Annotated in this window: 18 protein-coding genes; 7 read left to right on the top strand and 11 right to left on the bottom strand. The window is 74.2% G+C overall.

The window, feature by feature from the left end:
• Positions 1–70 precede the first annotated feature (70 nt).
• The 3 genes from BKA22_RS01825 (at position 71) to hemQ (ending at position 2,729) form a co-directional block, all read left to right on the top strand.
• Positions 71–580 (top strand): flavodoxin domain-containing protein, encoded by a 510-nt coding sequence (locus BKA22_RS01825; protein ID WP_146951185.1) that lies wholly within the window; start codon positions 71–73, stop codon positions 578–580.
• A gap of 168 nt (positions 581–748) precedes the next feature.
• Positions 749–1,972: a ferrochelatase gene (locus BKA22_RS01820; protein WP_146951184.1), complete on the top strand. Its 1,224-nt coding sequence runs from the start codon at positions 749–751 to the stop codon at positions 1,970–1,972.
• 109 nt (positions 1,973–2,081) lie between these two features.
• Positions 2,082–2,729 carry a hydrogen peroxide-dependent heme synthase gene (gene hemQ, locus BKA22_RS01815; RefSeq protein WP_146951526.1) on the top strand — a complete coding sequence of 216 codons (648 nt, stop codon included), beginning with the start codon at positions 2,082–2,084 and terminating at the stop codon, positions 2,727–2,729.
• 8 nt (positions 2,730–2,737) lie between these two features.
• Here hemQ and BKA22_RS01810 read toward each other — a convergent pair whose 3' ends face one another.
• Positions 2,738–3,787, bottom strand: a complete 1,050-nt coding sequence (locus BKA22_RS01810; protein WP_223203385.1) for an LLM class flavin-dependent oxidoreductase — start codon at positions 3,785–3,787, stop codon at positions 2,738–2,740.
• A 138-nt stretch (positions 3,788–3,925) separates the two neighbouring features.
• Here BKA22_RS01810 and BKA22_RS01805 point away from each other — a divergent pair, with 138 nt between their 5' ends.
• Positions 3,926–4,777 carry a YbaY family lipoprotein gene (locus tag BKA22_RS01805; protein WP_146951182.1) on the top strand — a complete coding sequence of 284 codons (852 nt, stop codon included), beginning with the start codon at positions 3,926–3,928 and terminating at the stop codon, positions 4,775–4,777.
• Here BKA22_RS01805 and BKA22_RS01800 read toward each other — a convergent pair.
• The 3 genes from BKA22_RS01800 to BKA22_RS01790 form a co-directional block, all read right to left on the bottom strand.
• Positions 4,768–6,063, bottom strand: a complete 1,296-nt coding sequence (locus tag BKA22_RS01800; protein WP_146951181.1) for a Glu/Leu/Phe/Val family dehydrogenase — start codon at positions 6,061–6,063, stop codon at positions 4,768–4,770. The two genes, BKA22_RS01805 and BKA22_RS01800, sit on opposite strands and share 10 nt — an antisense overlap.
• A gap of 170 nt (positions 6,064–6,233) precedes the next feature.
• On the bottom strand, positions 6,234–6,659 hold the full coding sequence (locus tag BKA22_RS01795) for a hypothetical protein (RefSeq protein ID WP_146951180.1): 426 nt from the start codon (positions 6,657–6,659) through the stop codon (positions 6,234–6,236).
• Between the two features lie 115 nt (positions 6,660–6,774).
• A complete protein-coding gene (locus tag BKA22_RS01790; RefSeq protein WP_146951179.1) occupies positions 6,775–7,638 on the bottom strand; it encodes an AraC family transcriptional regulator in 864 nt (287 codons plus the stop codon).
• Between the two features lie 136 nt (positions 7,639–7,774).
• On the opposite strand from BKA22_RS01790, the gene BKA22_RS01785 reads away from it, so the two are divergent.
• Entirely contained in the window at positions 7,775–11,116 is a 3,342-nt protein-coding gene (locus tag BKA22_RS01785) for a proline dehydrogenase family protein (protein ID WP_223203384.1), read from the top strand.
• A gap of 17 nt (positions 11,117–11,133) precedes the next feature.
• Here BKA22_RS01785 and BKA22_RS01780 read toward each other — a convergent pair whose 3' ends face one another.
• The 5 genes from BKA22_RS01780 to BKA22_RS19500 form a co-directional block, all read right to left on the bottom strand.
• On the bottom strand, positions 11,134–12,180 hold the full coding sequence (locus tag BKA22_RS01780; RefSeq protein WP_146951177.1) for a LacI family DNA-binding transcriptional regulator: 1,047 nt from the start codon (positions 12,178–12,180) through the stop codon (positions 11,134–11,136).
• A 99-nt stretch (positions 12,181–12,279) separates the two neighbouring features.
• Positions 12,280–13,203, bottom strand: a complete 924-nt coding sequence (locus BKA22_RS01775; RefSeq protein ID WP_146951176.1) for a carbohydrate ABC transporter permease — start codon at positions 13,201–13,203, stop codon at positions 12,280–12,282.
• Entirely contained in the window at positions 13,200–14,228 is a 1,029-nt protein-coding gene (locus BKA22_RS01770; protein ID WP_146951175.1) for a carbohydrate ABC transporter permease, read from the bottom strand. The genes BKA22_RS01775 and BKA22_RS01770 overlap by 4 nt, the downstream gene beginning before the upstream one ends.
• 89 nt (positions 14,229–14,317) lie before the next feature.
• Complete coding sequence (locus tag BKA22_RS01765; RefSeq protein WP_223203383.1) at positions 14,318–15,607, bottom strand: ABC transporter substrate-binding protein; 1,290 nt, start codon at positions 15,605–15,607, stop codon at positions 14,318–14,320.
• 404 nt (positions 15,608–16,011) lie between these two features.
• Positions 16,012–16,521 carry a DUF2505 domain-containing protein gene (locus BKA22_RS19500; protein ID WP_146951174.1) on the bottom strand — a complete coding sequence of 170 codons (510 nt, stop codon included), beginning with the start codon at positions 16,519–16,521 and terminating at the stop codon, positions 16,012–16,014.
• Between the two features lie 165 nt (positions 16,522–16,686).
• On the opposite strand from BKA22_RS19500, the gene BKA22_RS01755 reads away from it, so the two are divergent.
• Positions 16,687–18,171 carry a sensor histidine kinase gene (locus BKA22_RS01755; RefSeq protein WP_146951173.1) on the top strand — a complete coding sequence of 495 codons (1,485 nt, stop codon included), beginning with the start codon at positions 16,687–16,689 and terminating at the stop codon, positions 18,169–18,171.
• Positions 18,172–18,309: 138 nt separating this feature from the next.
• On the opposite strand, the gene BKA22_RS01750 is transcribed toward BKA22_RS01755, so the two are convergent.
• Positions 18,310–18,558: a WhiB family transcriptional regulator gene (locus BKA22_RS01750; RefSeq protein ID WP_146951172.1), complete on the bottom strand. Its 249-nt coding sequence runs from the start codon at positions 18,556–18,558 to the stop codon at positions 18,310–18,312.
• 325 nt (positions 18,559–18,883) lie between these two features.
• On the opposite strand from BKA22_RS01750, the gene BKA22_RS01745 reads away from it, so the two are divergent.
• The gene (locus BKA22_RS01745; RefSeq protein ID WP_223203382.1) at positions 18,884–19,309 is read left to right on the top strand and encodes a hypothetical protein; all 426 of its coding nucleotides are present in this window, start codon (positions 18,884–18,886) and stop codon (positions 19,307–19,309) included.
• A 10-nt stretch (positions 19,310–19,319) separates the two neighbouring features.
• Here BKA22_RS01745 and BKA22_RS01740 read toward each other — a convergent pair whose 3' ends face one another.
• A complete protein-coding gene (locus tag BKA22_RS01740) occupies positions 19,320–23,504 on the bottom strand; it encodes an FtsK/SpoIIIE domain-containing protein (RefSeq protein WP_146951171.1) in 4,185 nt (1,394 codons plus the stop codon).
• Positions 23,505–23,614 lie beyond the last annotated feature (110 nt).

The following is a 23,614-nucleotide window of genomic DNA, read 5'->3' as shown; positions in this document are numbered from 1 at the left end:
CCCACGACGCAGGCAGCCCTGCCCCGCAGGATGGGACACATCGGTCTCGTCCACGAATGGGGGTGCGCACATGGATGTCCTGGTCGCTGTCGCGTCGCGGCACGGAGGGACGTGGGAGATCGGCGAGGTCGTCGCCGAGCTGCTGCGCGGACGGGGGCACGTCGTCGACGTCAGGTCACCGGAGGACGTCACGACGGTCGCCGGCTACGACGCGGTGGTGCTCGGCTCGGCCGTGTACCTCGCGCACTGGATGCCCGCCGCGCGTGAGCTGGCGGACCGCTGCGTCGACGAGCTCGTCTCGCGGCCGGTCTGGCTGTTCTCGTCGGGTCTGGCCACCCAGCCCGCGAACTCCGCGAACTCCCCGCACGAGATCGCCGCGCTGCGCGAGCGGGTCGGCGCCCGAGGCCACCGCCACTTCCGCGGGCGGCTGGACCGCGCCGTGCTGAGCTTCGCCGAGCGGGCCGTGATCGCCGGTGGGCGTGCCCGCGAGGGCGACCACCGCGACATGGGTGCCGTCGCCGCCTGGGCGGGCGAGATCGCCGACGACCTCGTCGCCTGCGTTCCTTCCGTCTCCTCCTGACGGCGGGGGCCGGCCCGGTCGCCGACCCGGGCCGGCCCCCGCACTCCACACGCCGAACCCGCACGCAGGACGGCGCGCCGCGGTTGCTGACCGCGTGTCGTGACAATCTCACGCGCCCGCCCCGCCGCGGGTCGTCGTCGGCCCGGGCTCCGGTGCGATGATCGACCGGTGGCAACCGACACCGCACCCGGCACGCGCACGTCCCCGAGCCCCGCCTCGGCGGCCCCGTACGACGCCGTGCTCCTGTACTCCTTCGGCGGCCCGGACGGGCCCGACGACGTGCTGCCGTTCCTGCGCAACGTGACCGCGGGCAAGGGCATCCCGGACGAGCGGCTCGCCGAGGTCGCCGAGCATTACCACCACTTCGGTGGCCGCAGCCCGATCAACGCCCAGAACCTCGCGCTGCAGCGTGCCCTGGTCGCCGAGCTCGGCAGCCGCGGCCTGGACCTGCCGGTGCTGTGGGGCAACCGGAACTGGCAGCCCTACACGCGCGACGCGCTCGCCGCGGCGCACGCCGACGGTGCCCGTCGGGTCGTCGCGATCGTCACCAGCGCCTACTCCTCCTACTCCGGCTGCCGGCAGTACCGCGAGGACCTGTACGGCGCCCTCGACACGCTGGGCGCCGAAATCGGCCTCGAGCCGGGTGAGCACCCGCTGCAGGTCGACAAGATCCGCGCGTACTTCAACCACCCGGGCTTCGTGCAGGGCAACGTCGATGCGGTCGTCGAGGCGTACCGGACGCTCGAGGCCGAGGCCGAGGCCGAGGCCGAGGCCGACGCCGACGGCGGTGCCGGTGCGGCAGCGGCGCGGCTCGTCTTCGTGACGCACTCGATCCCGACCACCATGGAGGAGGCCTCGGCCGTCTCCGGAGCCACCTATCGCGAGCAGCACCTGGACGTCGCGCGGGCCGTCGCGCAGGCCGCAGGCACGATCCTCGGCCGGACGATCGAGTGGGATCTCGCGTACTGCTCGCGCTCCGGCCCGCCGAGCCAGCCCTGGCTCGCGCCCGACGTGAACGACCACCTCACGGCTCTCGCCGACGCCGGCACGACCGCCGTGGTCATCGCCCCGATCGGCTTCGTCTCGGACCACATGGAGGTCGCGTTCGACCTCGACACCGAGGCTCTCGAGACGGCCGCGGACCTCGGGCTCGCCGCGGTGCGGGCCGCCACCGTGGGCACGCGTGAGGTCTTCGTGCGGGGGCTCGTGGACCTGGTGCTCGAGCGCGCAGGCCGCGCCCGGGAGCGCGAGGCCGGCGCCGAGCCGACGCCCGGGGTCGCCGTCGGCGACCTCGGACCGTTCCGCGACGTGTGCGCCCCGGGCTGCTGCCGGCAGCGCGCCGGCGTCGCCTCGGGCGTCCCGGCGGCGTGCAGCACCGACCCGCTGTCCTGACCCCACCCCTGTTCCGGCGCCGACCGGCGCCGCCGCACGTCCGGAGGATCTCGTGACCGACCACGCCCACCTCGACACCGACGCGTTGAACGCCACCGTCCGCTACACGATGTGGTCGGTGTTCTCCTTCGACGGCGAGCTGCCCGCCGACGACGAGGAGCGCGCCGCGATCGTCCGCTCCGCGCTCGACGCCGTCGCCGCCGAGGGCCTCGTCGTCCGCGGCTGGTACGACGTGGCCGGCCTGCGTGCCGACGCCGACCTCATGGTGTGGTGGCACGCGGCCACCATCGAGGAGGTCCAGGGCGCGTACCTGCGCCTGCGTGCCAGCGAGCTGGGCCGCCAGCTGTTCCCCGTGTGGTCGGTCGTCGGCCTGCACCGGCCCGCCGAGTTCAACCGCAGCCACGTGCCCGCGTTCCTCGCCGGGGAGCCCGCAGGGGACTACATGTGCGTGTACCCGTTCGTCCGCTCGTACGACTGGTACGTGCTGCCCGACGACGACCGCCGTCGGATGCTGGTCGAGCACGGGCAGGCCGCGCGCGACTACGCCGACGTGCGGGCGAACACCGTCGCGTCGTTCGCGCTGAGCGACTACGAGTGGATCCTGGCGTTCGAGGCGGCCGAGCTGCACCGGATCGTCGACCTCATGCGCGACCTGCGGGCCACCGAGGCGCGGCTGCACGTGCGCGAGGAGATCCCGTTCTACACGGGCCCGCGGGTCGAGCTGGCGGACTGGGCGGACGCCCGCCCGCGCGGCTGAGCGGACCCTCAGGCCGCGACCGCCGCCGGCCAGCGCGCCGCGACCTGCTCCAGCGTGCGCACCCGCGTGGACGCGTCGAACGCCGTGCCGGTGATCATGAGCTCGTCGGCGCCGGTGCGCGCCACCAGAGCGGCGAGCTCGTCGACGGCCCGGTCCGCGGTCGTGGCCACCTGCGTCCCGGGCACCCGGGCGAAGAAGTCCGCGGAGGCCTCCGGGTCGAGCGCAGCCAGCTCGCGGGCGGCGTCCTCCGGGGAGACCACCGGTCCGAGGGGCCGGCCGGTGCGCAGGCTCAGCGCCATGACGCGGCTCGGGCCGGCCAGGAAGTGCGCCTCGGCGTCGGTGTCGGCCACGAGCACGGAGGCCGACACCATGAGACGAGGGGCGTCGAGAACCGGTGACGGGCGGAACGAGCGCCGGTAGGTCTCGGCGGCCGGCACGGTGCCACCGGTGCCGAAGTGGTGCGCGTAGCTGAACGGCAGGCCGAGCGTGCCGGCGAGCTGGGCGCTGAACGTGCTCGACCCCAGCAGCCACACCTCGGGCGACGAGGAGGCGACGGGTGTCGCCGACAGCCGTCGCGCGTGCAGCGAGGCCGCCCGGCCCGGCAGGTCGACCCCGAGCAGCGCGAGCAGGTCGACGACCTCGGCCGGGAAGTCCTCGGCGCCCAGGCCCTCGACGGTGCGGCGCAGCGCCGCGGCGGTCGTCGGGTCGGCGCCGGGGGCGCGGCCGACGCCGAGGTCGATGCGGCCCGGGTGCAGCGCTTCGAGCATCGCGAACTGCTCGGCGACGACCAGCGTCGGGTGGTTCGGCAGCATGACCCCGCCCGAGCCGACCCGGATCCGGGCGGTCGCGGACGCCAGGTGGGCGAGCAGGACGCCTGGCGACGTCGAGGCGACCGCGGGCATCGCGTGGTGCTCGGCGACCCAGAAGCGTGCGTACCCGGCCTCGTCCGCGCTCCGGGCGAGGCGGGTCGTCGCGGCGAGGGCGTCGGCGGAGGTCTGGCCCGCCGAGACGGGCGACGTGTCGAGCACGGACAGGGGCACGGTGTTCTCGGAGGTCACGTCGAGGGCAACACCGCGCTGCCACCGCGTACTCCCGTCGGCTTGCCACGCCGGCTTGCCCCGCCTGCGTGTCCCGCCTGCCTGCCCTGCCGGGCGTCGCGCGGTGCGGGTCGGGCCGCACCGCGCGATCATCGAGGCATGGCGCTGACAGGGACGTGGCGGTTCGTCAGGATCGACGACCTGGACCCGGTCACGGCCGTGCACGGCCGCCCGTGGCTCACGTTCGACGGGGACGGGCAGGTGTACGGCTGCTCGGGCGTCAACCGCGTGCGCGGCACCTGGACGTTCGACGAGCCGCTCGACGCGTCGCCCGACGCTCCGTCCGACGGCCAGGGCGGCCCCGGCCGGCTCGTGATCGGTCCGATGGTGTCGACGCTGATGGCCGGACCGCCGGAGGCGACCGCGTGCGAGGAGGCGGTGCAGCGGCTGCTCGCCGTGCCGCTGACCGTCCGCGAGGGCGTCGACGACGTCGAGCTCGTCGCCGACGACGGACGTGCCGCGCGGCTCGTGCGAGACCCGCACGCCGACGACACGCAGGCGGTCGGGACGAGCAGGGCCGACGCGCAGGCGGTCGGGACGAGCACGGACGACCGGGCGGCGGCCGGGCCGGAGCACCACCTCGGCGAGCCCACGCACCTGCCCGCCGACGGTCCGCTCGTGGTCACCGGTGCGGTCACCTACCGGCAACGGATCGCGCTGCCGCCACGCTCGGTCGTCACCGTGACCGTGGAGGACACCTCACGCGCCGACGCACCCGCCCGCACGCTCGGGCGCAGCGTGATCCACACCCAGCACGAGGTCCCCGTGCCGTTCGAGGTCGTGGTCGACCGCTCCGAGCTCGACCCGCACGCGCGGCTCGCGCTGCGCGCGCGGATCGACGGACCCGACGGGCTCCTGTGGGTGTCCGACACGCACATCCCGGTCGCGCTGGACGGCTCGGCCGAGCCGTTCACCGTGCCGCTCGTGCACGTGGCGGGCCGTCAGGGGTAGAGGCCGCGCACCTGGTGGGCCTCGGCGACACGCCGCACGCCGATCACCAGGGCGGCGTCGCGCAGCGTGATCCCCTCGCTGCGGGCCATCCCGGCGACGGACGCGTAGGAGCTGAGCATGCGGTGCTCGAGGCGCTCCTCGATCTCCTGCTCGGTCCACCAGTACGCCTGGTTCGCCTGCACCCACTCGAAGTAGGAGACGACGACACCCCCGGCGTTGGCCAGGATGTCCGGGACGACCACGACACCCCGGTCCGCGAGGACCCGGTCGCCGTCGGAGGTCGTCGGGCCGTTGGCGCCCTCGACGACCCAGCGCGCCTTGACGGCCCCCGCGGTCCGGGCATCGAGCACGCCCTCCACGGCAGCGGGCACCAGCATGTCGACGTCGAGCCCGAGCAGCGCCTCGTTGTCGATCGGCGTCCCGCCCTCGAAGTCCCGGATCGACCCGGTCGCCGCCACGTGGCGCATCAGCGCCGGCACGTCCAGGCCGTCGGGGTGCACGAGGCCGCCGTACTCGTCGCTGACCGCGACGACCCGGGTCCCCGCCTCGTGCAGGAACCGCGCGGCGTGCGCGCCGACCTTGCCGAAGCCCTGCACCGCCGCGGACACCTCCTCGAGGCCCACCCCCGCGTCGGCGAGCGCGGCGCGTGCCGTGTGCACGACACCGCGCGAGGTGGCCGTCGGGCGTCCGAGCGAGCCGCCGATGGTCAACGGCTTGCCGGTCGTCACCGCGGGGATCGTGTAGCCGCGGTTCACCGAGAACGTGTCCATGACCCAGGCCATGGTCTGCTCGTTCGTGCCGATGTCGGGCGCCATGATGTCCCGCTCCGGGCCGATGATCGGCGCGATCTCGCTCGTGTACCGGCGGGTGACCCGTTCGAGCTCGCCGGCCGAGTGCACGCGCGGGTCGATCGTCACGCCGCCCTTCGCGCCGCCGTAGGGGACGTCGACGACCGCGCACTTCCAGGTCATCCACATTGCGAGTGCGCGGACCTCGTCGATGTCGACGTTCGGCGCGTAGCGCAGACCGCCCTTGCCGGGGCCGCGCGAGATGTTGTGCTGCACGCGGTACCCGTGGAACAGCACGGTCCGGCCGTCGTCACGACGCAACGGCACGGCCACGTGCATCTCCCGACGCGGCGTGGCGAGCATCTGGTGCAGCCCGTCGTCGTACCCGAGGATCTCGACGGCCTCGGCGAGCTGGGCCCGTGCGGTGAGCAGGGGGGAGGGTGCGCCGTGCTGTGCAGAGGGTGCTGATGGTGCAGACGGTGCGGCCTGTGCGGTCACGCTGTGCCTCCTGGCGTGACGGCCCGGTGGGAGCGACCTCGTCGTCGTCCCGCGGACCCCGGCCCGTCGGCCCCACTCTGGCACGGCCGCAGGCCAGGGCCCCGGTGGGCCGATCGGCGAGCCGCGCGCGTCCGGCTGGCAGGACGCGCGCGGCCACCGCCGCGCTCAGGTCAGCAGATCTGCGACTTCTCGATGGGCTTGAGCAGCGACCCGCCGAGGTGCCGCGAGTGCCGTGCGGGCACAAGCACGCACGGCCCGAACCCGCCGGCGCGGTACACGCCCTTGACGAACACGTCGGTGGACCGGCAGTTGATCGTGCGGACCGTGTAGCTGGACGGCTTGGAGTCGTAGATGCCGGACAGCCAGCCGCAGAACTCCTCGGCGCTCTCGATCGTCGCCATCGGGGTGGCCGCACCGCCCTCGGGTGCGGGCAGGTCGACGACCGGCAGGCTCGTCCCGGCGACGGGGCCGTCGTCGTCGGCGAGGGCCGGCGAGCCGATGCCGCTGCCCAGGCCGACGGCGAGGGTCGTCGCTGCGAGGACGGCCAGGCTGCGCCGGAGCGGGCGGGCGTGCGGGCGTGCGGGTATGACGGACATGCGGTTCCCCCTGCTGGTCGACAGGGCGCCCCACGGCTGCGGGACGCGCGGCACCGGCGCCGACGGTCCGGCGTTCACCCGGTGCGACCCAGCCTCCCGACCGCCCCCGGGGGTGTCAAGGACGAGCGCCCCCGCGCGTCCACCGGCGGAACTGCGCGGGCGTCTGCCCGGTCAGGCGTCCGAACGTCCTGGTCAGGGCGGCCTGGTCGTAGAAGCCGCACGCCACGGCGACGTCCGCGACGGACGTGTCCCCGGCGAGCAGGACCGTGGCGTGGTCGATGCGGGCGCGCAGCACCAGCTGCTGCGGGGAGAGCCCGAACACCCGCCGCACGCGTCGGTCGAGGGCCGAGGAGGAGCAGTCCGCCGCGGCCGCGAGCTCGGCCGACGTCGGCGGGTCGGCGAGCCGTTCCTGCACGAGTGCGAGCACCCGGGCCAGCGACTGCACCGCCGGGTCGGCCGGGTCGTGCGTCCCCAGGTCCTCCGACATGCTCACCAGCCCGACGGTCCGGCCTGCACCGTCCTGGACGGCCACCTTCGAGGTGAGGTACCAGCCGGGCAGTCCGCCCGGTCGCAGGATCAGCTCGAGCTGACGGTGCAACGGGCGGCCCGTGGCGAGCACGGCCGCGTCCTGCTCGTCGTACCGGTGGGCGAGCTGCGGCACGAAGAGGTCCTGCGCCCGTCGGCCCAGCACGTCCCGGCGCGAGCGCTCCGACGTCCGGCGCACGAACGCCTCGTTCACGGCGACGTACCGGCCGGTCGTGTCCTTCGCGCAGAACATCGTGGCGGTCAGGTCGTCGACCAGCCCGAGGAGGGCGGGACTCAGGGCGCGCAGCAGGGCGCCCGCCTCCGGCCACGTCGGCTCGATCGGCCCGGTGGCCTCGGTCGCTTCGGTCGGCACGGCGGCCTTGCCCAGCGACCGACGTGCGCCGTCGTCGGACGCAGGGGTGCCCGGGTGCGGGGGAGTGGGTCGCGCGGTCATGACACGGCGGAGGCTAGCCGTCCCATGTGTCGGTGGTGCTTCGGCGCCAGCTCGTACAGGGACCTGGTACCGATCCGCTCCTGCGGGCGAGGGACCAGCACAAGACGCGCCCGGCCCCAGGGCAGAAGATCGACGGGTGAGCAGCGACCTCTTCGCGCCGACCTCGGCACCCACGACCCTGACCGACGACGCCGTGCGTCTGGCCCGCCGCTGGCTGGACGCCACCGCGGCCGACGAGACGCCGAAGGAGCGGCGGACCACGGGCCGGCTCGCCGCGCTGGTCTCCGACCCCGCAGGGCTGGAGTTCGCGGTGCGGTTCGTCGACCGCGTCGCACGCCCCGAGGACGTGCACGTCGCCGCCGCCGACCTCGCCGGGCTCGGCGCGCACGCCGCTGCCGCACGGGCGTTCCTCGGCCCGGTCGACCGCACGCTCCTCGCCCTCGGCGTGAGGGTCGCCCCTGTGCTCCCGGGCGTCGTGGTGCCGGCCGCACGGATCCGGCTGCGTCAGCTCGTCGGGCACCTGGTGGCGGACGCCGGGCGCGGTCTCGGCCCGCACCTGGCGGGCATGCGCGCGGCCGGGTTCCGGCTCAACCTCAACCTGCTCGGCGAGGCCGTGCTCGGCGAGGCCGAGGCGGTCGCCCGGCTCGGACGCGTGCAGCGGCTCGTCGAGCGCCCCGACGTGGACTACGTGTCGGTCAAGGTGTCGGCCGTGGCCAGCCAGCTGTCCACGTGGGACACCGCCGGGAGCGTCGACCGGGTGGTCGCCCGCCTGCGCCCGCTGTACCTGAGCGCGGCCGCGCACGGCACGTTCCTCAACCTCGACATGGAGGAGTACCGCGACCTGACCCTGACGATGCGCGTCTTCGAGCGCCTCGTGCTCGACCCCGAGCTGCTGACGAACCCGGCGGGCATCGTGCTGCAGGCCTACCTGCCCGACGCCGCCGACGCGCTGGACGAGCTGACCGCGCTCGCCCGCCGTCGTCGCCAGGCGGGCGGGGCTCCCGTGAAGGTCCGGCTGGTCAAGGGCGCGAACCTCGCGATGGAGCAGGTCGAGGCCGAGCTGCACGGCTGGCCGCAGGCCCCGTACACGTCCAAGGCCGATGTCGACGCGAACTACGTGCGGCTCGTCGAGACGGCCCTGGACCCGACCCGCACGGATGCGGTGCGGGTCGGGGTCGCGAGCCACAACCTGTTCCACGTCGCCTACGCGCACCTGCTCGCGCAGCACCGTGGCGTGAGTGATGCGCTGGACGTCGAGATGCTGCAGGGGATGGCCCCCGCGCAGGCCCGGGCGGTCCGTGAGGTCGTCGGCGACCTGCTGCTCTACACGCCCGTGGTCGCGCGCGACGACTTCGACGTCGCCATCTCCTACCTGGTGCGCCGGCTCGAGGAGAACTCGGCCGCGCAGAACTTCCTGCACGCGCTGTTCGCCGACGCCCCCGGGGCGTCCGGGAAGCCGACCGCGATGGCCGGGCAGGAGGCGGCGTTCCGGGCGGCCGTCATCGGCAGCACGACCGTCTCGACCAGCCCCCGCCGCACGGGCCGCGTCCCTGCCCCCGAGGGGCGTGGGCCGTTCACGAGCGCGGCCGACACCGACCCTGCACTCGCCGCGTCCCGTGCCTGGGCCCGCGACCTGCTCGTGCGCGAACCTCTCGCCCCGGCCGGTGCGGTGGTCGTCCGGACCGCGGACGACGTGGACGAGGCCGTCGCCCGGGCGGCCGCCGTCGCACCGGCCTGGGCGGCCACCGCCCCGGCGGTCCGCGCCGACGCCCTGCGCCGCGCGGCGACCGCGCTCGAGCAGGCCCGGGGCGACCTCGTGGCGACGATGGTGCACGAGGGCGCGAAGACCGTCGCCGAGGCCGACCCCGAGGTCAGCGAGGCGGTCGACTTCGCCCGCTACTACGCCGACCGTGCCGAGGAGCTCGCCGACGGGACCGTGCCCGGTGCGTTGTTCCGGCCGCACGGGGTCACGGTCGTCACGCCGCCGTGGAACTTCCCGGTCGCGATCCCTGTCGGCTCGACCCTCGCGGCGCTCGCGGCCGGATCACCCGTGCTGGTCAAGCCGGCACCGCAGACGCCCCTGTGCGTCCGGGTCGCCATGGCCGCCGTGGCGGGGGCCCTCGCCGAGGCGGGCGTGCCCGGGGACGTCCTGCAGGTCGTGCTGAGCCCCGAGGGCGAGGTCGGTCGGCGCCTGGTCACCCACCCCGGAGTGGCCCGCGTGCTGCTCACGGGGTCGATCGAGACCGCACGCCTGTTCGCCGGGTGGCGCCCCGACCTGGACGTCATGGCGGAGACGTCGGGCAAGAACGCGATCGTCGTGACCCCCTCGGCGGACGTCGACCTGGCGGTCGCGGACGTGGTGCGCTCGGCCTTCGGGCACGCCGGGCAGAAGTGCTCGGCGGCCTCGTTGCTGATCCTGGTCGGCTCGGCGGGCCGGTCGGCACGGCTGCGCCGCCAGCTGGCCGACGCCGTGACGTCGTTGCGCGTCGGACGGTCCGACGACCTGGGGACGACCATGGGGCCGCTGATCGAGCCCGCCCAGGGCCGGCTGCTGCGTGCCCTGACGACGCTCGAACCGGGGGAGGGCTGGCTCGTGGAGCCGCGCCGGCTGGACGAGGAGGGTCGGCTGTGGTCGCCCGGCGTCCGACACTCGGTGGCCCCCGGGTCGTGGTTCCACCTGACCGAGTGCTTCGGACCGGTGCTGGGCGTGCTGCGCGTCGACACCCTCGACGAGGCGATCGCCGTGCAGAACCAGGTCGCCTTCGGGCTCACCGGAGGTCTGCACTCGCTCGACGAGGCCGAGATCGACCACTGGCTGGCGCGCGTCGAGGTCGGCAACGCGTACGTCAACCGGCACATCACGGGGGCGATCGTGCAGCGCCAGCCGTTCGGCGGCTGGAAGGCCTCGGTGGTGGGCCCGGGGGCGAAGGCCGGCGGCCCGCACTACGTGGCCCAGCTCGGCACCTGGACGGACGGGCCGGACGTGCCCGCCGGCGACGCCGCGTGGCTGGCGTGGGCGCAGGCCGACGACCGCCGGGTGTGGGCCCGGTGGGGAACGGACCAGGACCCGAGCGGCCTGCTGCCCGAGGAGAACACGCTGCGTCACCTGCCCGTGCCGGGCCTGACGATCCGTGTCGGCGACGGCGCGCCCGCGCGCGAGGTCGCCCGGGTCCAGCACGCCGCCGCTGTCGTGGGCGTCCCGACCCAGGTCAGCGACGTGCGGACGGAGTCCCACGCCGTCTTCGCCGCACGGGTCGAGCAGGGGGCCGTCACCGGCCGCATCCGGGTGGTCGGCGTCGCACCCGGGCTGCGTGCCGCGGCCGCCACCCAGGTGGGCGAGGTCACGGTCCTGGACGCACCCGTCGTCGCGGGTGCCGAGCGCGAGCTGCTCACGGTCCTGCGCGAGCAGGCCGTCAGCCGGACGCGGCACCGGTTCGGTCACGTCGAGCCGGTTCGGCGCGCAGCACTCGGGCGATAGGCCGAGCGGGCGGCACGTCAGGCCGACTCGCGGACCACCAGCTCCGGGGCGAAGATCAGCGGCTCGGACGGGCGGGGGGAGCCGTCCATCTGGTCCAGCAGCCGCGCGCCGGCGGCACGGGCCATCGCGACGACCGGCTGGATCACGGTGGTCAGCGGCGGCGAGGTCGAAGCCGCGACGCCGAGGTTGTCGTACCCGACGACCGCGATGTCGCGCGGGACCTCCTTGCCGAGCTCGGTGAGCACGGACAGCGCGCCGGCGGCCATGAGGTCGGAGGCGATGAAGATGCCGTCGAGGTCGGGGTGGTCGGCGAGCAGCCGGCGCACCTGGGTCGCGCCGGACGCGATCGTGAAGTCTCCGTAGGCGACCGCGTCGTCGGCCTGCCCGGCGGCCAGGACGGCGTTGCGCCAGCCGGCGAGCCGGTCGATGCCCGCGGACATGTCCTCGGGTCCGGCGATCGTGCCGATGTGCCGGCAGCCCCGGTCGATGAGGTGCTGCGTCGCCAGGCGCCCACCCTCGACGTTGTCGGTGTCGACGAACTGCACGTCCGACTCGTTGGCCGACAGCGGGCGGCCGACGAAGACGTTCGGCACGCGCAGGTCGAGCAGCGCACGGTCGAGCTCGTCGTTGCGGTGGTGCGAGACCACGATCGCGCCGTCGACGTGCCCGTTGCGCAGGTAGCGGACGGTGCGCTCGCTCTCGCCCGGGCGGGTGATGACGAGCACGACCTGGATGTCGGTGTCGGCCATCGAGGCCGAGAGCCCGCTGAGGGTGCCGGCGAAGAAGGGGTCGGAGAGCACGCGCTCGTCCGGCTCGGGGACGACCAGCGCGATCGAGTCGGTGCGCTTGGTCACGAGCGAGCGTGCCGCCCGGTTCGGGGTGTACCCGAGCTCGGCGACGGCCGCCTCCACGGCGGCAAGGGCCTCGGGGGACACGCGCAGCCCGCCGTTGATCGCGCGCGACGCGGTGGACCGCGACACCCCTGCCCGCTCGGCCACCTCTTCGAGGGTCGGCACGGCGGGTCGGGCGTGGTCCTGGTGCGTCGGGGCGTTGTCGACCGCCATTGGTCTTCCTTCCTGCGGCTGCCGTGCAGCGTCAGTGTGGCAGGACGGCGACCCGGGTGCGTTCCCGGGTCGCCGTCCGTCGCCGGAGAGGCGCCGCGATCAGCCCTTGACGGCGCCCTGCATGATCCCCGCGACCAGCTGACGGCCGGCGACGAGGAACACCAGGATGAGCGGGATCACCGAGATGACGACACCGGCCATGATGAGCGCGATGTCCTTGAAGAAGCCGGCCTGCAGCAGCTGCAGAGCCACCGGCAGGGTCGGCGTCTGGGTGCCCAGCACGATCGACGGCCAGAAGAAGTTCGTCCAGGACGCGATGAACGTGAAGAGCGCGAGCATCGCGGCCGCGGGTCGGGCTGCCGGCAGCGCGATGGACCAGAACGTCCGGAACATCGACGCACCGTCGACGCGGGCGGCCTCGATGAGCTCGTAGGGCAGTGCGCTGTCGAGGTACTGGGTCATCCAGAACACGCCGAACGCGGTGACCATGCCCGGCAGGATCACGGCCATGAGGTTGCCGACGAGGCCGAGCTCCTTCATGACGATGAACAGCGGCACGACGCCGAGCTGCGTGGGGACCGCCATCGTGGCGATGACGAACACCAGGAGCGGGCCGCGGCCCTTGAAGCGCAGCTTGGCGAACGAGTAGCCGGCCAGGGTGGAGAAGAACACCACGGACGCGCTGGTCGCCACGGCCACGATGATCGAGTTGAGCGTGGCCTGCCACAGGTCGATGTCCGACTGGTAGACGCGGACGAGGTTGTCCCAGAGCTGGCCGCCGGGGATCGGCGACGGGATCGGGTTCTGCGCGATCGTCTGGGCGTCCGAGGACGCCAGGAGGACCGTGAAGTACAGCGGGAACACCGAGCCGACGATCACGAGGCCGAGGACCAGGTAGGTCACCCAGCCCGGACGGCGGTCGGAACCACCGGCGAGGGCGACGCCCTTGCGGCGACGACGTGCGGAGCGCGCCGCGCTCTTGCCGGCGGTCTGCTCGATGAACGGGATGGACGGGGCGCTCATCGGGCGCTCCTCTCGCGGGCCTTGATCGCCTTGCGGGCCTTCTTCGCGGTCCGCGTCATGTCGTCGGCGGAGGAGATCCGCCGCGTGATCGCGAAGTTGAGGATCGCGAAGATGATGATCAGGAGGAACAGCAGCCAGGCCACCGCGGCCGCACGTCCCAGGTCGCGCTGCCGCCACCCGAGTTCGTACAGGTACAGCGTGATGGTCATCCACTGCCGGCTGTTGCCGCCCTGGCCGAGCTGGTCGTACATGCGCGGCTCGTCGTAGATCTGCAGACCACCGATGGTCGAGGTGATGATGACGAAGATCATCGTCGGGCGCAGCATCGGGATCGTGATGGCGAAGAACTGACGCACGCGCGAGGCGCCGTCGAGCGTGGCGGCCTCGTACAGGTCGCGCGGGATCGCCTGCATCGCGGCGAGGAAGATCAGCGCGTTGTAGCCGGTCCAGCGGAAGTTGACCATCGAGGCGATCGCGATGTGCGAGGGCAGCACGTCCTTGTGCCAGCCGATGGGGTCGATCCCGAGGTTGCCGAGGACCGCGTTGATCATGCCGGACTCGTCGGCGAACATCTTGGAGAAGACCAGGGCGACGGCCACGGGGGCGACGACGTAGGGGAGCAGGACACCCATCCGCCAGAACGTCTTGGCGCGCAGGTTGGCGTCGAGCATCGCGGCGATGATCAGGGCGGCGATCACCTGCGGCACGCTGGAGAGCAGGAAGATGCTCAGGGTGTTGCGCAGGCCGGTCCAGAAGTTGGGCTGGCCGAGCACGAAGCTGAAGTTCTCGAACCCGACGTAGTCACCCTTGCCACCGAGCAGGCTCCACTCGTGCACCGAGACGTAGCCGGTGTAGAGCAGCGGGAAGAGCCCGACGATCGCGAACAGGATGAAGAACGGGGAGATGTAGAGGTACGGCGAGACCTTGACGTCCCACCGTCCGAGCGTCTGGCGGAACCCGATCTTGCGGGGCGGGCGCTGGCGGCTCGGGGCAGCACCACGTGTCGGTGCCAACTGCGTGGCCATGAGGTGTTCTTTCGTCGCGGGAGCGGGGACGTGGGTCAGGGTCGGGCCGCCGGCGGCGTGCGCCGGCGACCCGACCCTTGGTGGCTAGATCAGCCGATGGCCTTGACGGCCTCTTCGAACGTCGCCCACGAGGTGGCGGCGTCGTCGGTCTGGTCGACGTCCACGCGGTTGATGGCCTGCGACAGCGCGTCACGGACCGCGAAGTAGTTCTCACCCTTGAACGGGATGACCGAGATGGCCTCGGACCGCGTCTTGAAGATCTCGCCGGTCGGCGCGTTGTTGAAGAACTCGTTCGTCATGCCGGCGAGCTCCGTCGAGGCCTGGGCCTCGACCTGGCTCGGGAAGTTGCCGGTCGTCGCGAACGCCTTGAGCTGCTGCTCGGGGGCGGTCAGCCAGTCGGCGAACGCCTTGGCCTCCTCCGGGTGCTCCGACTGCGTCGGGACCGTCAGGAACGAACCGCCCCAGTTGCCGCCGCCGCCGGGGAAGGTGTCAGCGATGTCCCAGCCGGTGACGCCGGCCGCGTTGCCCTCGATCACGCCGAGCATCCACGACGGGGCCAGCATGACGGCGAAGCCGTTGTTCTGGAACGCGTTGACCCAGTCCTCGCCCCACTGAGCCTTGTGCGAGGAGAGGTTGGTGTTCTCGAGAAGCGTGTTGTAGATCTCCTGGACCTGGGGGTCGAGAGCGATCTCGCCCGTGTCCGGGTTCTCGAACGGCGCGTCGAGCTGGTTGAGCATGCCCTGGCCGACGGCGTCGGCACCGTCGAAGAACGGAACCCCGTTGGAGGCGGCCACGAAGTCCTGGCCGACCTTGAAGAACTGGTCCCAGTCGCCGCCGTTCTCCTCGAACAGCGCCTTGACCGACTCGCGGTCGGAGGGCAGGCCCGCGGCCGCGAACAGGTCGGCGCGGTAGGCGATGGCCTCGGGGCCGATGTCCGTGGGGTAGGCGAGCAGGACGCCGTCCTCCGTGGTGGCCTGCTTGGTCGTCCAGTCGTTCCAGCGGCCGGTGACCGAGTCGCTGGTCAGGTCGTTGAACTGGTCGGCGTACTGCTTGATCTCGGGCATCCAGTCGACCTCGACCGCGACGACGTCGGCGAGACCCGAACCCGCGGCGAGCGCGGTCGAGAACTGGTCGCGGGCCTCGTTGGAGGTGGCGAACTTGTTGTGCTCGATCGTGATGTTCGGGTTGAGCTGCATGTACTCGTCGAGCAGGTCGTCGTAGCCGAACTCGTTGAACGTCGAGATCGTCAGCGTGATCTTCTCGTCGGACGGAGCGGACGAGTCGTCCCCTGCGTCGGAACCCGAGCAAGCGGTGGCGACCAGGGCGATACCCGTGACACCTGCCGCGGCTGCCCACATCTTGCGTGTGGTCTTGCGCACTGTGACTCCCTTGTCAGTCGGACGGCTTCCTCGCCGTACCCCTGGACGTACGCCCCGGAGGCGCGGCCGAAGCCGTGCCGAGACGTCCGTGGGCCATTGGTGGACCCTCGCGCGGAGACGGCCCCGTTCGGGCGGGAGCGTTCCCACGCGCTTCGATGAACTGTCGTCGCGCGTTGGTCGGGTGTCAAGGAGAGAGGGCTCCCACGGGCCCGTGGTAGCGATCCCATGACTGTGTCGTCGCAGGTCAGACAACTGATACGTGTCAGTACGTTATTCAATCGTTACGGCTGCTCGGCCGCCTCGTGACCCGCCCGCCACCCGGCCGTACGCCCCTGGTCGGTGTCGCGCGGGCCACCATGGGTCGCCCGTGCGCGGCCTGTGCACGCTCCGTGCGCCGCAGCCGCTCAGACGGCCGGGTGGGTCTCGATCCAGCGCTGCGCGACGGACTCCTCGACCAGCAGCGCCGCGCGCACCGCCTCCGACGCGGCCTCCTCCACGACCGCCCCGAACAGCGGCACCGCCGCCTTGATCTCGCCCTCGTACACGAGCCTGCTCGTCGAGGCCTCCAGGGCCGTCAACGAGACCCTGCCCGTCAGCCGCACGGGCGCGCCGGCGATCTCCAGCACGACGGTGCCGGTGCGCGACCCCTGGGCGTCGGCAGGCTCCCAGACCTCGACCTGGCGCACGTCGATCCGGCTCCCGACGAAGCTGCGCAGGTGCGCCGGGATGGCATCGGTGGGCAGGCCGCGACGGATCGTCACCGTGAACCCGGCGACCGCGTCGCCGGCGACGTCGACCTGCTGGTCCAGGGCGCCGCTGGCCAGCACCTTCTCGAGCACGTATGCCGGGTCGGCGAGCATCACGGCGGCGGCGCGCGCATCGGTCGGGAGGTCGAGCGTGACGAGCACCTGCACGGTGGTTCCCTTCGCAACGGGGCCCTGGCCCGTCCCGCACGGTGCGGGATGCCGGGGCGAGGTGGTGATCGACACTAACCGCTCGACCCGGCAGGCGCCGGGCGCCGCGCGCACGGGGCCGGACGGCCGGGGCCGGGGCGCCCGCTCCCACCTACGCTGGAGCACGTGTCCACCCTGAGCACTCTCGCCGCCCGCCACGCCTCGCTCGACGCGGCCGACCTCGAATGGCTGCACCTGCTCGTCGGGGACTGGCAGGTGGTCTCGGACCTGGCCTTCGCCGACCTGGTGCTCTGGTTGCCCGTCCCCGGCGGTGACTTCGTCGCGATCGCGCAGTGCCGGCCGTCCACCGGGGCAACCGTCCACTACGACGACGTCGTCGGCTCCCACCCGCCCGACGGGCAGCGTCCCCAGCTGCAGCGCAGCCTCGACGAGCTGCGCCCGCAGCGCTCGCGCGAGCCACGCTGGTTCGGCTCCTACGCCGTGCGCGAGGAGGCCGTGCCCGTCGTCCGGCAGGGCAAGGCCATCGCCGTGATCGCCCGGCAGACCAACCTCGGCGGGGCGCGCACACCCAGCAGGCTCGAGCTCAACTACGTCGAGGCCGCCGACGAGCTCCTCGGCATGATCAGCCGCGGCGAGTTCCCGACGCCCAACGCCGCGACCGGACCGCGCCGCGGCGCACCGCGCGTGGGCGACGGTCTGGTCCGGCTCAACTCCGAGGGCGAGGTCCTCTACGCGAGCCCGAACGCGCTGTCCTGCTTCCACCGGCTCGGCGCCCTCGGTGACCTCGTCGGGCGCTCCCTCGTCGAGGTCACGACCGACCTGATCGACCAGCACGACACGGTCGACGAGTCGATGCCGCTCGTGCTCATGGGCAGGGCGTCCTGGCGCACCGACATCGAGGCCCGCGGGGTAGCCCTGTCGCTGCGCGCGGTACCGCTCACCGAGCTGGGGGAGCGCACCGGCGCCGTCCTGCTGTGCCGCGACGTGTCCGAGCTGCGCAGGCGCGAGCGCGAGCTCATCACCAAGGACGCGACGATCCGCGAGATCCACCACCGCGTGAAGAACAACCTGCAGACCGTGGCCGCCCTGCTGCGCCTGCAGTCGCGGCGGATGAGCACGCCCGAGGCGCGCGAGGCGCTCGCCGAGGCCATGCGACGCGTCGCCACCATCGCCCTCGTGCACGAGACCCTCTCGCAGACGCTCGACGAGGCCGTCCCGTTCGACGACCTGGTCGGGCGCAGCCTGCGCCTGGCCGCCGACGTCGCCACCGCGGGCACCCAGGTGCGGACGGTCATCACCGGGACCTTCGGATCGGTGCCCGCCGAGGACGCGACCGCGCTCGCCCTCGTGCTCACCGAGCTGGTCACCAACGCCGTCGAGCACGGCTTCGAGGGACGCCCGTCCGGCACGGTCGAGATCACGGTCGAACGGACCGGTGACGCGCTGCGGGTCGAGGTCGCCGACGACGGGGCAGGCCTGCCCGAGGGGCGCGGTGCGGGCAGCGGGTTGGGGACCCAGATCGTCTCGACGCTCGTGGTCAACGAGCTGCGCGGGACGATCGACTGGTCGCCGCGCGAGGGCGGCGGGACCTCGGTCGTGATCGCCGCGAGGCTGCGCCACGGCCGCGAGGCCGGCTCCATCGTGCGGTGACGCCGCACTGCTCGGGCGCCTCGAGGGCCCGGGCGAGGCTCAGGCACGACGAAGGCCGGTCACCCCCGCTCGGGGGGTGCCGGCCTTCGTCAGGTCGTGCGGTCCGGCGTCGCCAGGCGAGCAGGACGGGAGATCAGGTCAGCTCGCGCGGCGCTGACGGGCCGTGCGGCGCTTGAGCGCGCGGCGCTCGTCCTCGGACAGGCCGCCCCAGACGCCGGCGTCCTGGCCGGTCTCGAGCGCCCACTTCAGGCACGTGTCGACGACGTCGCAGCGACGGCAGACCGCCTTGGCCTCCTCGATCTGCAGCAGGGCCGGGCCCGTGTTGCCGATCGGGAAGAACAGCTCGGGGTCCTCGTCGAGGCATGCTGCGCGGTGGCGCCAGTCCATGAGAGCTCTCCTTGGCACGCGTCGAGCCGCCGCCCTGGATGAGGGCATGCGTCAAGACCGTCGGATTCGGGGGTGGGAAAACGTGCTGCACCAAGGGTCACACCCGGACAGCGGGGGGCACAAGGGTTAAGCGGACGTTTCCAGCGAGTGAATGCTGAGGTCTTCGTCACACCTGGGAGGGCCCTGTGGCCATACACACGAAACAGTACCGTGCGCCGGACCATGGTCGTGACCGTGTTCCACGGCAGGGCATCAGGTGCGGCGCCGGGCGCGAGACGGCCGCCAGGGGACGCCACCCTCGCGGTCCGGTCGTAGGGTCGGCGTCGTGATCGCTGACCGACGCCCCGGCCTCCTGCGCGCCGTGTGCCTCTTCGTCCTGCTCGAGGCCGTCGCGTTCGTCGGGCTGGGTGCCGCGCTCGTCGTCGGGCTCGTGGCCGGCTCGAGCGTGCTCCCGGCCGCCACCGTGTTCCTCGCGGTGTTCGCCCTCGGTGTCGCCGCGGTGCTGGCCGCCTCCGCGCGAGGTCTGTGGCGGGGACGGCGGTGGGCGCGTTCACCCGTGATGACCTGGCAGATCATGCTCGTCGTGCTCGCGCTCGGCTGGTTCGGCGTCGAGGCGTCCTGGTGGTCGGCCGTGGTCGTCGGCATCGCGCTGCTGACGGCGGGCGGCCTGCTCATGCCCTCGGTCGTCGCTGCGACGGTGCCGCCGGACGCTCGGGGGGCGGGCGTCCGTCCCGACGGCGAGGCGACCTGAGCGTCGCGCGTCACGGCGCGAGGTAGACCTGGACGGGATCGACCCGTCGCCCGTCGCGCAGCGCCCCGCGGCCAGGCGGGGCCGCGGGTTCGGCCAGCCACGGGGCACGCGGGCCCAGCAGGTCGGCCGACCCCGGGGTCGCCGGGTCCAGGACCAGCAGCACCGCCGATCGCACGGCGAAGGACATCGGGCCGCGGAACGCGCTCGCCGCGCGGTCGGTCAGTGCCGAGGCGACCAGCCGGACCGCGCCTGACGCGACGGCGAGGGCGAGCCGCTCGGCGTCCTGCGGTTCGAGCAGCTCGAGGTCGTCGAGATCGTCGACCACGACGGTCAGGCCCGCTGCACCCGCTGTGCCCGCTGCGCCCGCAGTGCCCGCAGTGCCCGCAGTGCCCGCTGTGCCCCCTGGATCCGCTGCGCCCGTCGGTCGGTGGATCGGCAGCTCCGTGGACGTGAGCACCCGCGGCGTCGCCCGGGCGAGGACGTCGGGGGCCGCGCCGAGACGCACGACCTCGACGCCGGCGCGCTGCAGCTGTGCGGCGACGGTCGCGAGGGCCGTGCTGCGGCCCGAGCCCGGTGGGCCGGTGACGAGCAGCCCGCGGTCCAGGTCGACGACGAGCGCGTCGGCCCGGTCGCCGCCGACCCCGATCGCGACGGCGAGGGTGCCAGGCCCGCCCCCGGATGCCGGCAGGTCGGCGGATGGCGGCAGGTCCACCGACGGCGGCAGGGCGATCAGGCGCGGGCCGCGCGCAGGCGCGCACGACGGGACCGCGCCCGCGCCCGCGTCGAGCTCGCGGTCTCTCCGCGTCGGTGGCGGCACCGCCACCACCACCTGGCACAGCCGGGCGCCCGTGGGGCCGAGGTGCACGGCCCGCCCCGGGTGGCGACGCGCGCCGCGCAGGTGGGTCGGGACCCCTGCTACCACGTCGAGCGCCGGGTCGGTGACCGGCAGCACGACCCTGTCGCGGAAGGAGGCCGCCAGGCCCGCGGTGCTCGCGCCCACGGCGGCGACGGCGGCGACGGCGACCGTCTGCGGCCGCTCGGCCCACAGGGCCGTGAGCCTGTCGGCAGCCGCGCCTCTGGCCACGGTGGCGAGCGCCGCGAGCGCAGGCTCGACGCCGTCGAGCAGCAGGAGCTGGTGCAGCGGCTGCGCCGCACGTGCGGTGAGCAGCTCGACCAGCCGGGCCAGCCTGCGCGGGTCGTCGGGGTCGACGACCGTGCCGAGCGCGCCGGTCGGGGCCAGGGAGTCGACGGCCGCGCGGGGGAGCCCGACCGCGTGCACGGTCCAGCCCCGTGCTGCCGCCTGCAGGCCGAGCCCGACGAGCGTGGTCGTCCGGCCCGACCGGGGTCCGCCGAGGACGAGCAGGTGGCCGTCGGCGGCAGCCCAGGGCACCGACGCGCGGCGCTGCTCGTCGGGCAGGTCGGCCAACGCGAGCGTCAGAGGCAGGTCCGGCGCCGTGCCGCGTGCGTCGATGCCGTCGGCAGCGAGCGCCTCGGCGACCGTCACGGACGGCGGCAGCTCGGGGAGCCAGGGGCCTGCCGGCGCGGGGCGCCCCGCGCCGGCACGGCGGATCGCCCCGACCCAGGCGCGTGCGTCGGCGTCGACCTCGGCCTGAGCGCCGGGCGCGCTGCGGGGACGCCCCTCGCCGGACCACGGCGGTGCCGGGCGCACGGGCGTGGCCGCCACTGCGGTGCGCGTGCGGGCGACCTGCACCGCTTCGAGCCGGCCGCTTCCCCGGCGCAGCCAGGCACGTCCGGGCGTGCTCGCGCCGATGCGTGCCGCGTCCGGTGCGTCCAGGACGTCCTGGGACTCCGCGGCGTCCGTGACCCGCAGGCACATCCGTAGTGCGATGTTTGCCCGCAGGTCGGGGGTCACCGCGCCCGCGGGTCGTTGCGTCGCGAGCACGAGGTGCATGCCGAGCGAGCGTCCCTGGGCGGCGAGGCGAGCCAGCGCAGGCAGGGCGTCGGGGAGCTCGTCGGCCAGCGCGCGGAACTCGTCGACGACCACGAGGAGGCGGGCGGGTGTCGTCGGGTCGGTGGGGTCGAGCTCGGCGATGTCCCGGACCCCTGCCGCCCCGACGAGCCGTTCCCGTCGGCGCAGCTCGGCCCGGAGCCCGGTGAGCGCCCGGGTGGCGTGCGCCGCGTCGAGGTCGCTCACCCGGCCGACCACGTGCGGCAGGTCGGCCACGGCCCCCAGGCTCGTGCCGCCCTTGAAGTCGATGAGCGCCACGGTGAGGCGCTCGGGCGGATGGGCGAGCGCCAGCGTCAGCACGAGGGCGCTGAGCAGCTGCGACTTGCCGGCACCGGTCGTTCCGGCGACGAGCAGGTGAGGCCCGTCGCGCACGAGGTCGACGGTCACGGGATCCCCACCGGGCCCGGCGCCCAGGACGGCCTGCAGCCCGCGGGCGTGCCGGTCCCACGCGGCGAGGACGGCGGCGGGCTCGGCTGCCGGCACGCCCGCCAGGGCGCCGAGGTCGCTCGTCGAGGGAACGGCCGGTCCGCCACCTGTCGTCCGCCCGTCAGTGCTCGGGCCCGGTGCCGACGGGAGTGCGGCGCGGGCGTGTCGGACGGCCGCGACCCGGCGCGCCTGCTCCTCGGCCCAGCCGTGGCCCACCCCGTGCACAGGGCCGGTCGACGTGCGGCCGTCGGGCGTGCGCAACCGGGCCAGGGTCTCGTCGACCTCCATGACCGTGCGGCACCACGCGGGCACCGCCCGTGCGCCCTCGTGCGGAGGGACCCGGGACCGGCTCCGGCCGGTGGCGGCGGGGACGACGAGCAGGAGGCGGTGCGTCGAGGGGACACGGGCTCGCCACGACGCCAGCAGGGCGAGGGTGTCGGACGCCGCAGCGGACGGGTTCGTGTGGCCCGTGCTGCTGTGCGTGAGGTCGACCACGACCACGGACTCCGGGTCCTGAGGGGTCGGGAGCGTGGCCGTACGGGCTGGCGCGGCGATCCAGCGGGTCCACGACCAGTGCAGTCCGCTGCCGGTGTGCACGAGGACCGGCAGCGAGCCGTGCGGCCCGACGGCGCCCAGCAGGACGGCCCGGGCGGCCGCCCGGGCGTGCGCGGGCGACCCGCTGACGGCGAGGGTGGCACCGGGGCCGTCGAGGGCCCCGGACCAGGCCGGCTGCGGCGACGGGGCGGGCGCGTTCGCGAGGGCCCCGGGGCCGCCCTGGTCGGACGGGGGTACCGATCCGGTGCGCCACAGCGCGTGCACGGTCGCGGCGGCGAGGGCGGCGGGATCGGTGGGTCCCACCGCGGTGGCCCGCGATGCATCCTGCTCCCGGGCGGGCCGGGAGGTGAGCAGCGCGAGCGGTCCGACCAGGCACGAGACGAGCAGGAGGGGTTGACGCAGCGCTGCCGCGAGGACGACCGAGCCGAGCGCGGGTGCGAGCAGGCCGATCAGGTCGGCGCGACGCGCGGGGAGGCCTCGCCCCGTGCGGGGACGGTCGCCCGGCGTGGGCACCGGGAGCCCGACCTGCGGCGAGCGGCGCAGCTCGAGGACGCTGGCGCCCACGTGCAGGGCGTCGCCGGGCCTCCATCGGGTCCAGCCGCGCCGCATCCGAGGGAAGGCCGCGCGGGTCGACAGCACCGGTGCGGTGCGCACGCGTCGGCGCCGCGCCGTCCGGCGCTGGGACATCGAGCGCTGGGCTGCCGGTCGCGCGAGAGCCGCCGGCCCGGTGCCCTCCGGCGCGTGACCGGCGATGCGGACGAACGCCCGGACCCCGGCCCGGTGCCGCACGAGCCGCACCTGCACGACGAGGTCGCCCCAGGTCGGGTCCTGGACGGTCGGGATGCCCGGTGTCGGGTCGGGGGACCCGTGCGCGGCGAGCCGCACCCCGATGGGAGCGAGGGGCAGGCCGACGACCGCACCGCAGTCGGGTCCGGAGGTCACGGCGACGTGCCACTGCTCCCGCAGCGCGGCCGCGCTGCGTCCCCCGACCTCACCTGTCGGGTCCGGGTCCGGGCCCGGTCGCAGCACGCAGCCCGGTACCAGGGGGTACTGGCCCGAGGGGTGCCCCGGGGCCAGGGTCGCCGGGCCGACGGCGACCGGGCTCTGCGGCCACCCGGCCCAGCCGGTCAGCCGGACGAGGTGGGTGAGCAGCGCGGGGACCGCGAGGCCCTCGTCGACGTCGACGTCGGTGGTGTGCAGACCCGGCCCGCGGGTGGGGTCCGGGTGCAGGGTCGTCAGGAGCACACCTCGAGCGTGCCGTCGCTCGCGCACGCAGACGGGCGACGGGCCCGCGGGCGGTGGTCGTGCCACCTGCCCACAGGCCCGTCGGTCGGTTCGCAGCGGTCTCAGGCCCG

The sequence above is a fragment of the Cellulomonas soli genome, assembly GCF_013409305.1.
GTDB classification, from domain to species: domain Bacteria; phylum Actinomycetota; class Actinomycetes; order Actinomycetales; family Cellulomonadaceae; genus Cellulomonas; species Cellulomonas soli.
Note: the sequence above shows the minus strand (reverse complement) of the source record. Positions and strands in the feature narration are given on the sequence as shown.

Excerpts from the sequence above, each read along its gene's own strand:
- BKA22_RS01795 (WP_146951180.1), bottom strand. The coding sequence starts at position 6,659 with ATGTCCGTCATACCCGCACGCCCGCACGCCCGCCCGCTCCGGCGCAGC.
- BKA22_RS01790 (WP_146951179.1), bottom strand. The coding sequence starts at position 7,638 with ATGACCGCGCGACCCACTCCCCCGCACCCGGGCACCCCTGCGTCCGAC.
- BKA22_RS01780 (WP_146951177.1), bottom strand. The coding sequence starts at position 12,180 with ATGGCGGTCGACAACGCCCCGACGCACCAGGACCACGCCCGACCCGCC.
- BKA22_RS01825 (WP_146951185.1), top strand. The coding sequence starts at position 71 with ATGGATGTCCTGGTCGCTGTCGCGTCGCGGCACGGAGGGACGTGGGAG.
- hemQ (WP_146951526.1), top strand. The coding sequence starts at position 2,082 with ATGTGGTCGGTGTTCTCCTTCGACGGCGAGCTGCCCGCCGACGACGAG.
- BKA22_RS01805 (WP_146951182.1), top strand. The coding sequence starts at position 3,926 with ATGGCGCTGACAGGGACGTGGCGGTTCGTCAGGATCGACGACCTGGAC.
- BKA22_RS01775 (WP_146951176.1), bottom strand. The coding sequence starts at position 13,203 with ATGAGCGCCCCGTCCATCCCGTTCATCGAGCAGACCGCCGGCAAGAGC.
- BKA22_RS01770 (WP_146951175.1), bottom strand. The coding sequence starts at position 14,228 with ATGGCCACGCAGTTGGCACCGACACGTGGTGCTGCCCCGAGCCGCCAG.
- BKA22_RS01750 (WP_146951172.1), bottom strand. The coding sequence starts at position 18,558 with ATGGACTGGCGCCACCGCGCAGCATGCCTCGACGAGGACCCCGAGCTG.